This is a genomic window from Streptomyces flavofungini (assembly GCF_041028215.1).
Classification (GTDB): Bacteria; Actinomycetota; Actinomycetes; order Streptomycetales; family Streptomycetaceae; genus Streptomyces; species Streptomyces flavofungini_B.
In genome coordinates this window covers 1-6167 of the sequence record NZ_JASKYR010000553.1, presented here as the reverse complement: position 1 = coordinate 6167, position 6167 = coordinate 1, and the positions used below count along the sequence as shown (strand labels likewise).

Here is a 6167-nt window from a genome sequence, read left to right as displayed (position 1 = left end):
CAGCAGCAGATCGCCGACCACCTCGGCTGCTCCCAGATGCACGTCTCCCGCCTCCTCACCCGCACCGTCACCAAACTCCGCACCGGCCTCATGGACCGCGAGTAGACGTCAGAGACACCGCCGATCCCCCGGCCCCCTGCCCCGCCGCCGTTTCGCGCCTGCGGGGCACGGGGGCCTTTGTGGTGCACGCTGCGCATACGGGGGTAAAAGCTCACCTCCGAGAGAAAGGGAGCAAGAACATGCGCCGCGAACAGTGGGAGGAGCTCTCGACCGAGCTCGCCGACATGGCCAGGACCCTGCTGCGGCAGAAGACCGTGCAGGACACCCTCGACCAGATCGTGCGGCACACGGTCGCACTGGTCAGCGGGTGCGAGGACGCCGGTGTGCTCGTCGTGCGGGGCAAGTGGGACGTGCGCTCCCTGGCCGCCACCAGCGAGCGGGTCCTGCACTCCGACCACCTCCAGCAGGAGGCGGGACAGGGCCCGTGTTTCGACGCCTACCGGCGCCGCAGCGAGGTCTACCGCATCGCCGACATGTCCGCCGACGCGGACCGCTGGCCCCGCTACGCGCCCAAGGCACGCGAGCTCGGCATCTCCTCGGTGATGGGTTTCCTGCTGTTCACCGACGAGCACACACTGGGCGCGCTCGACCTGTACTCCAGTCGGCCGCACGCCTTCACCGAGGACTCCGAGAAGGTGGGCTGGCTCCTTGCCTCCCACGCCGCGGTGGCGTTCGCCGGGGCGCGCACGTCCGCCCAGCTCAGTGAGGCGCTGGAGGCGCGCGGCGAGGTCGGCGAGGCCCTGGGCATCGTGATGGAGCGGTACAAGGTCGGAGAGGAGCAGGCGTTCGCGGTGCTGCGCAAGAGCTCCCAGGACCAGAACGTCAAGCTCCGCGACGTGGCCCGCGCCGTCGTTCGCACCGGAGAGATTCCCGGGTCCCGTTAGTAGGCCGTTAGTAGGCCGCCTCCGCCCCGGCCGGATGCCCCCGCCACGCGGAGCCACCGGCGCGGCTCGTGACCCATGTGCCGCACGCTGCGACGCCTTCGCGCGACAGAGCCGTACGATCGGAAAAGTCCCGGAAGCGATGACGGGGGCCGGACAGCTGTTTGGTCCCGCCCATCGCGGACAAATGGCCTTTTGACGTGCTTGAGGACCAGGCACATCCGCGGGAGCGGACCCTTGTGGGCCGTCCCTAGGTGTGCCTCGTCGCGCTCCCGTGCTGTTGATCACGACAGTCCTACGGGAGGCCACACACATGCCGACGAGGGCAGGACACCCCCACCGCCGCCCCGACGCGCCGGACACCGCCGCCGATTTCGAACGCCTGGTCACGCTTCCGCCGGGCCCGGAGCGGCAGCGGCTCACCGCTCGACTGGTGGAGGCCTGGCTGCCCATGGCGCGCCGCCTCGCCGCCAAGTTCCGTGACCGCGGCGAGCAGCTGGAGGACCTGGAGCAGGTGGCGGCCCTCGGCTTGGTCAAGGCCGTCGACCGCTACGACCCGGCGCACGGCCCCTTCGCCCCGTACGCCGTCCCCACGATCATCGGCGAGATCAAGCGGCATTTCCGGGACCACGCCTGGCACATCCATGTGCCCCGGCGCGTGCAGGAGCTGCGTACACAGGTGCGCGCCAGCATCCGTGAGCTCAGCACCGGCACGGACCGCTTCCCGACCGTGGCGCGGATCGCCGAGCACGGGCAGCTCAGCGAGGAGGAGGTGCTGGCCGGCCTGGAGGCCATCGAGAGCTTCCGCGCCCTGTCCCTGGACGCCCAGCTCAGCGCGGGCAGCGAGGACGGCTCCTCGGCGCTGGCCGACACCCTCGGCCTGACCGAACCGCGCTTCGACGCCGTCGTGGCACGCGAGGCGGTCAAGCCGTGCCTGGCCCATCTGCCCGAGCGGGAGCGCCACATCCTCTATCTGCGCTTCTTCCACGACATGACGCAGGCGCGCATCGGCGAGGAGCTCGGCATCTCCCAGATGCACGTCTCCCGCCTGCTTGCCCACGCCTGCCGCCGCGTCCGGGCCCATGTCGAACGCGACGACGACACCGAAGGGACGACCCCTCAGGGGCGGGGGCGGGTGGCGGTGTCGAGGTAGAAGGCGTCGATGCTCTGGACGGCCTGCTCGAACTCCTCCAGGTTGACCGGCTTGGTCACATAGGCGTTGGCATGGCTGCTGTACGCGCCGTTCACGTCGTCGGGAGCGCTGGAGGTGGTCAGCACGACCACGGGGATGGTCTGGAGGTCGTCGTCGGCCTTGAGGACCTTCAGCAGCTCCCGGCCGTTCATCCGCGGCATGTTCAGGTCCAGGACGATGAGGTCGGGCCGCGCGGTGTCCGGGTCACGGAGGTGTTCAAGGGCGGCGACCCCGTCCTTGACCTGCGTCAGATTGCGCGCCCCGCGCTCGCAGAGCGCCTCCTCGATGAGCATCGCGTCGGCGACGTCGTCTTCGACGAGCAGGACGTCGAAGGGCCGGGCGGGGGTGGCGATCATCGGATGCTCCGTGGGTTTTTCGTGGGAGTGGTGGAAGAGGCCGGGCCAGCGCCGCCGGGCGCCTTGGCGGGTCAGCCCGCATGCCGCGCCGATCTGGGGGTATCCGGCGCCCGTGTGGGCGGCTGCCTCGGCCGCGTCACGCTGGAGCCGCTCGGTGGCCTGCTGAAGGTGGGCCAGTACGTGCAGCAGGGCCAGGGCCTGTGCCGGGTCGCCCGGCGCCGGGTGCGCGGCGGCCCGCAGCTGCTCGCTGACGATGCTCCGCGCGAGGTCGCCGACGGCCGTGTCGGCGAGGGCGGCCATCTCCTGCTCGGTGGTCCCCGGCCGGAAGGTCTTGCCTGGCATGTCCGGCACTCTAGGTCCCCGGGCCACCCGATGACAACAAACGTTGTCGAGCCTCTAGAGTGTGCTCGCCGCATCTTCGCAGCGGCCGTCCCAGCAAGGAGTCCAGTCATGACCGGCGTTCCCAGGCAAGCGCGCGCGGACGGGCGGTTCGCGTGGACGACACGGCGGTGGCTGCGCGTGGGAGCGGCCGTGTCGCTGCTGGTCCTGGTGGTGCTCGGCTCGACCGGAGCGTGGGTGCTCGCGCGTACCGGCGCGCTCAGCGCCGACCTCGCGGACAAGCGCTCCCCCGCCCTGACGACCGCGATCCGCCTCGAGTCGGCCATGCTCAACCAGGAGACCGGCATCCGCGGCTACGGCCTCACCGGCACCCCGGAGTTCAAGACCCCCTACGACCGGGGGCTCATCGAGCAGCGGGCGAGCATGCGGGAGCTGGCCGAGCTCCTCGACGGCGACCGCGCCGGGCAGGAGAACCTCGCCACCGTGCGGGAAGCGGTCACCGGATGGCAGAAGCGGATCGCCAGGCCGATCGCCGCCGCGCGTCCCGGCTCGCCCTCGCCCCTTGCCACCGAGCGGGCCGCGGAGGGCAAGACCTCCTTCGACCGCGTGCGCAAGGCCCTGAACGACCAGCAGCGGCAGTTGCGCGCGGACCGCGCCCGGGCCAGGGACGACCTGGTGCACACGATGGTCCTGCGCAACTGGGTGTTCAGCGCCATCGGCGTCGTCGTGCTCGCCCTCATCGCCGTCGTCTTCGAGGGCCTGCGCCGCGGCATCAACCGCCCCCTGGAGCGGCTCGGCGCGGACGCCCGCACCATCGCGGGCGGCGACTTCGAGCACCCCTTCACCCCGACGGGCCCCGCCGACCTGCGGCACCTCAGCGGCGAGATCGACTCCATGCGCCGCCGTCTCGTACGGGAGCTGGACTACAAGGAGGAGGCGCGGATGCGCCTGGACGCGCAGGCGGCGGACCTCCGGCGCTCCAACGCCGAGCTGGAGCAGTTCGCGTACGTGGCCTCGCACGATCTCCAGGAGCCGCTGCGCAAGGTCTCCAGCTTCACCCAGCTCCTCCAGCGGCGCTACGGCGGGCAGCTCGACGAGCGGGCCGACCAGTACATCGACTTCGCGGTCGACGGGGCGAACCGCATGCAGGTCCTCATCAACGACCTGCTCGACTTCTCCCGGGTCGGGCGGCTCCACAACGACCAGCAGGACGTCGACCTGAACAAGGTCTTCGAGCGGGCGCTGTCCGCGCTCAGCGTCAGCGTCGAGGAGTCCGGGGCGACCATCACCCACGACGCGCTGCCCACCCTGGTCGCCGACCCCACCCAGATGGGCATGCTCTGGCAGAACCTCATCGCCAACGCGGTGAAGTTCCGCCGTCCGGGCACGGCACCGGCGATCCATGTCACCGCGGCCCGCGAGGACGATCTGTGGCGGTTCACCGTCACCGACAACGGCATCGGCATCCCCGAGGAGTTCACGGAGAAGATCTTCGTCATCTTCCAGCGGCTGCACACCAAGGACGCCTATCCCGGCAGCGGCATCGGCCTGGCGATGTGCAAGAAGATCGTCGAGTTCCACGGCGGCACCATCGCCGTCGACCCGGACTACCGCGAGGGCGCGCGCATCACCTTCACCCTGGCCCCCGAACCGCTCGCGCGCCCCGACGCCGCCCCGGCGGAGCCCACGGCCCCTGCGGAGCTGGAGGCCTGACCGCACCCGGCCCGCGGGAACCGCCGCCGCGCGCGACTCCGGCTCACCTCACCGTCCGGCGGCGTGCCGGGCCAGCTCCTGCCGCAGGTGCGTGGCCACCGGCTCGGGCGGATCGCCTTCGGCGGCGCTGGCCACCACCAGCTCCGCGACGCGCCGCAGCTTGACGTTGGCGTGCTGGGAGGTGCCCACCAGGATCTTCAGGGCGTCGTCGGCGCCGCACGCCGCCACCGCCATCAGCACGCCCCGCGCCTGGTCCACCAACGGGCGGCCGACGAGCGCCTCCCGCAGTTGCGCGTTCTCCCGGCGCAGCTCGTCCGCCGCCGCCTCGGCGGAGGCCACGGCGGCCATCGCCCGCCGCCCGGTCCCCGCCGCGGGCGCGGGCAGCCCAGGGGCGCGCCGCCGCGCCGACCGGGCGGTGCACGGAGCGGGGGGCTGGTCGCAGCCGTCCCGACGCGGCCTGGAGCGCAATTGGCGGCTGTCGTACGACGCCTCCCGCGCTCTGAGCATCAGGGCGCGGGACCACTCCTGGTTGATGTCCAGTTGCTCGCGCAGAACGTTCACGTCCACTGCCATAAGGGGAAGCTGCCCACACCGTGCGCTTTCATGGCCCCCGGTGCCGGTGCGCCCGTCCTCAGCCACGCGGCGCCGCCGTACCGCCCCGGGGGCGGGGCCGCAGCTGCCGCGCCAGTTCGCTGCGGATGTCGGCCCGCAGATCGCCCGACCTGGCCCACTGGACGAGCAGCGTGGCCACGTCCCGCAGTTTGGTGTTGGTGCGCTGGGAGATGGTGCGCAGCACGCTGCGCGCCTCCTCCGGGGTCAGCCTCCCCAGGACGAGCAGGACACCGATCGCGTGGTACATCGTGGCCTGCGGGTGCGCCGCCGCGAGGGGCGTCTCGTCGTGCGCCGCCCGCCCGGCCGTCGCCGCCGCTGGCGGGTCCTGCGTCTGCGGTCTCGCGGGCGCGTCAGTACTCACCGTTGCCTCCGGGGTCTGGGGAGAGCCGGGCGTCTGCGCGCCCGCGCCCATCCTGCCCGCGCCCACCGGGGGGCGGGCGTAGCGACGCGGCGTTCACCCGAGATGGCGGCGCGCGGGCCGGGGGACGGCGCCGGGCGCGCGGACTCAGGAGACGACGCGCGGGACCAGCTTGCCGCGGGTGCGGTTGGACTCACCCTTGAGGTGGTCCTGCCGCACCTCGTCCAGCGGGAAGGACTCCTCCACCTCGATCCGTACCGTGCCCGCGTCGACGAGACCGGCGACGGCCGCCAGGGCCGGTCCCTCGGGTGCTCGCCGAGCACCCCCGCCATCCCGCCGCCCTCCCGGGTCTTCCAGTCCAACGGGTTGATGCCCGCGGCATGGACGCGTACGAGGACCTCGGTGGGCAGCGGCTCGGGGCGCGGCACCTCCGCGATCCGTAGGGCCTCGGGGCCACCGAGGGCATGCTGCTCGCCGAGGCGTAGTGAGGGCCGCTCCCCCGGCCCGTGGCCCGTCCCGCGTACGGCGGCACGCGGTGTCCGTTCGCCTCCGCCTTCGTTGATCTCGGCATGACGAACGTACGCACCCTGCTCSCCTCCGCCACGCTCGCCGCGGGGGCTCTCGCCGCGGCSRSCGTGGCGGAGGCGAGCAGGGTG

Annotated in this window: 8 protein-coding genes; 4 read left to right on the top strand and 4 right to left on the bottom strand. The window is 72.4% G+C overall.

The window, feature by feature from the left end:
* The 3 genes from AB8Z36_RS29465 to AB8Z36_RS29455 form a co-directional block, all read left to right on the top strand.
* On the top strand, positions 1-105 hold a 105-nt coding region (locus AB8Z36_RS29465; RefSeq protein WP_369216435.1), incomplete at its 5' end, for a sigma factor-like helix-turn-helix DNA-binding protein.
* A 134-nt stretch (positions 106-239) separates the two neighbouring features.
* The gene (locus AB8Z36_RS29460) at positions 240-944 is read left to right on the top strand and encodes a GAF and ANTAR domain-containing protein (RefSeq protein WP_369216433.1); all 705 of its coding nucleotides are present in this window, start codon (positions 240-242) and stop codon (positions 942-944) included.
* Between the two features lie 310 nt (positions 945-1254).
* A complete protein-coding gene (locus AB8Z36_RS29455) occupies positions 1255-2094 on the top strand; it encodes a SigB/SigF/SigG family RNA polymerase sigma factor (RefSeq protein WP_369216432.1) in 840 nt (279 codons plus the stop codon).
* Here the strand turns inward: AB8Z36_RS29455 and AB8Z36_RS29450 are convergent.
* Positions 2061-2831: a response regulator gene (locus AB8Z36_RS29450; protein ID WP_369216431.1), complete on the bottom strand. Its 771-nt coding sequence runs from the start codon at positions 2829-2831 to the stop codon at positions 2061-2063. The two genes, AB8Z36_RS29455 and AB8Z36_RS29450, sit on opposite strands and share 34 nt — an antisense overlap.
* A 108-nt stretch (positions 2832-2939) precedes the next feature.
* Between AB8Z36_RS29450 and AB8Z36_RS29445 the strand changes: the two genes are divergently transcribed.
* Positions 2940-4541: a sensor histidine kinase gene (locus tag AB8Z36_RS29445; RefSeq protein WP_369216430.1), complete on the top strand. Its 1602-nt coding sequence runs from the start codon at positions 2940-2942 to the stop codon at positions 4539-4541.
* A 48-nt stretch (positions 4542-4589) separates the two neighbouring features.
* On the opposite strand, the gene AB8Z36_RS29440 is transcribed toward AB8Z36_RS29445, so the two are convergent.
* The 3 genes from AB8Z36_RS29440 to AB8Z36_RS29430 form a co-directional block, all read right to left on the bottom strand.
* On the bottom strand, positions 4590-5108 hold the full coding sequence (locus tag AB8Z36_RS29440) for an ANTAR domain-containing protein (protein WP_369216429.1): 519 nt from the start codon (positions 5106-5108) through the stop codon (positions 4590-4592).
* 64 nt (positions 5109-5172) lie between these two features.
* Entirely contained in the window at positions 5173-5514 is a 342-nt protein-coding gene (locus AB8Z36_RS29435) for an ANTAR domain-containing protein (protein WP_369216428.1), read from the bottom strand.
* A gap of 144 nt (positions 5515-5658) precedes the next feature.
* Positions 5659-5757 (bottom strand): hypothetical protein, encoded by a 99-nt coding sequence (locus AB8Z36_RS29430; protein WP_440582025.1) that lies wholly within the window; start codon positions 5755-5757, stop codon positions 5659-5661.
* Positions 5758-6167: the final 410 nt, after the last annotated feature.

What these genes read in the sequence shown, in the direction of transcription:
- AB8Z36_RS29460 (WP_369216433.1), top strand. Translation starts at nt 240, where the DNA reads ATGCGCCGCGAACAGTGGGAGGAGCTCTCGACCGAGCTCGCCGACATG.
- AB8Z36_RS29445 (WP_369216430.1), top strand. Translation starts at nt 2,940, where the DNA reads ATGACCGGCGTTCCCAGGCAAGCGCGCGCGGACGGGCGGTTCGCGTGG.
- AB8Z36_RS29450 (WP_369216431.1), bottom strand. Translation starts at nt 2,831, where the DNA reads ATGCCAGGCAAGACCTTCCGGCCGGGGACCACCGAGCAGGAGATGGCC.
- AB8Z36_RS29455 (WP_369216432.1), top strand. Translation starts at nt 1,255, where the DNA reads ATGCCGACGAGGGCAGGACACCCCCACCGCCGCCCCGACGCGCCGGAC.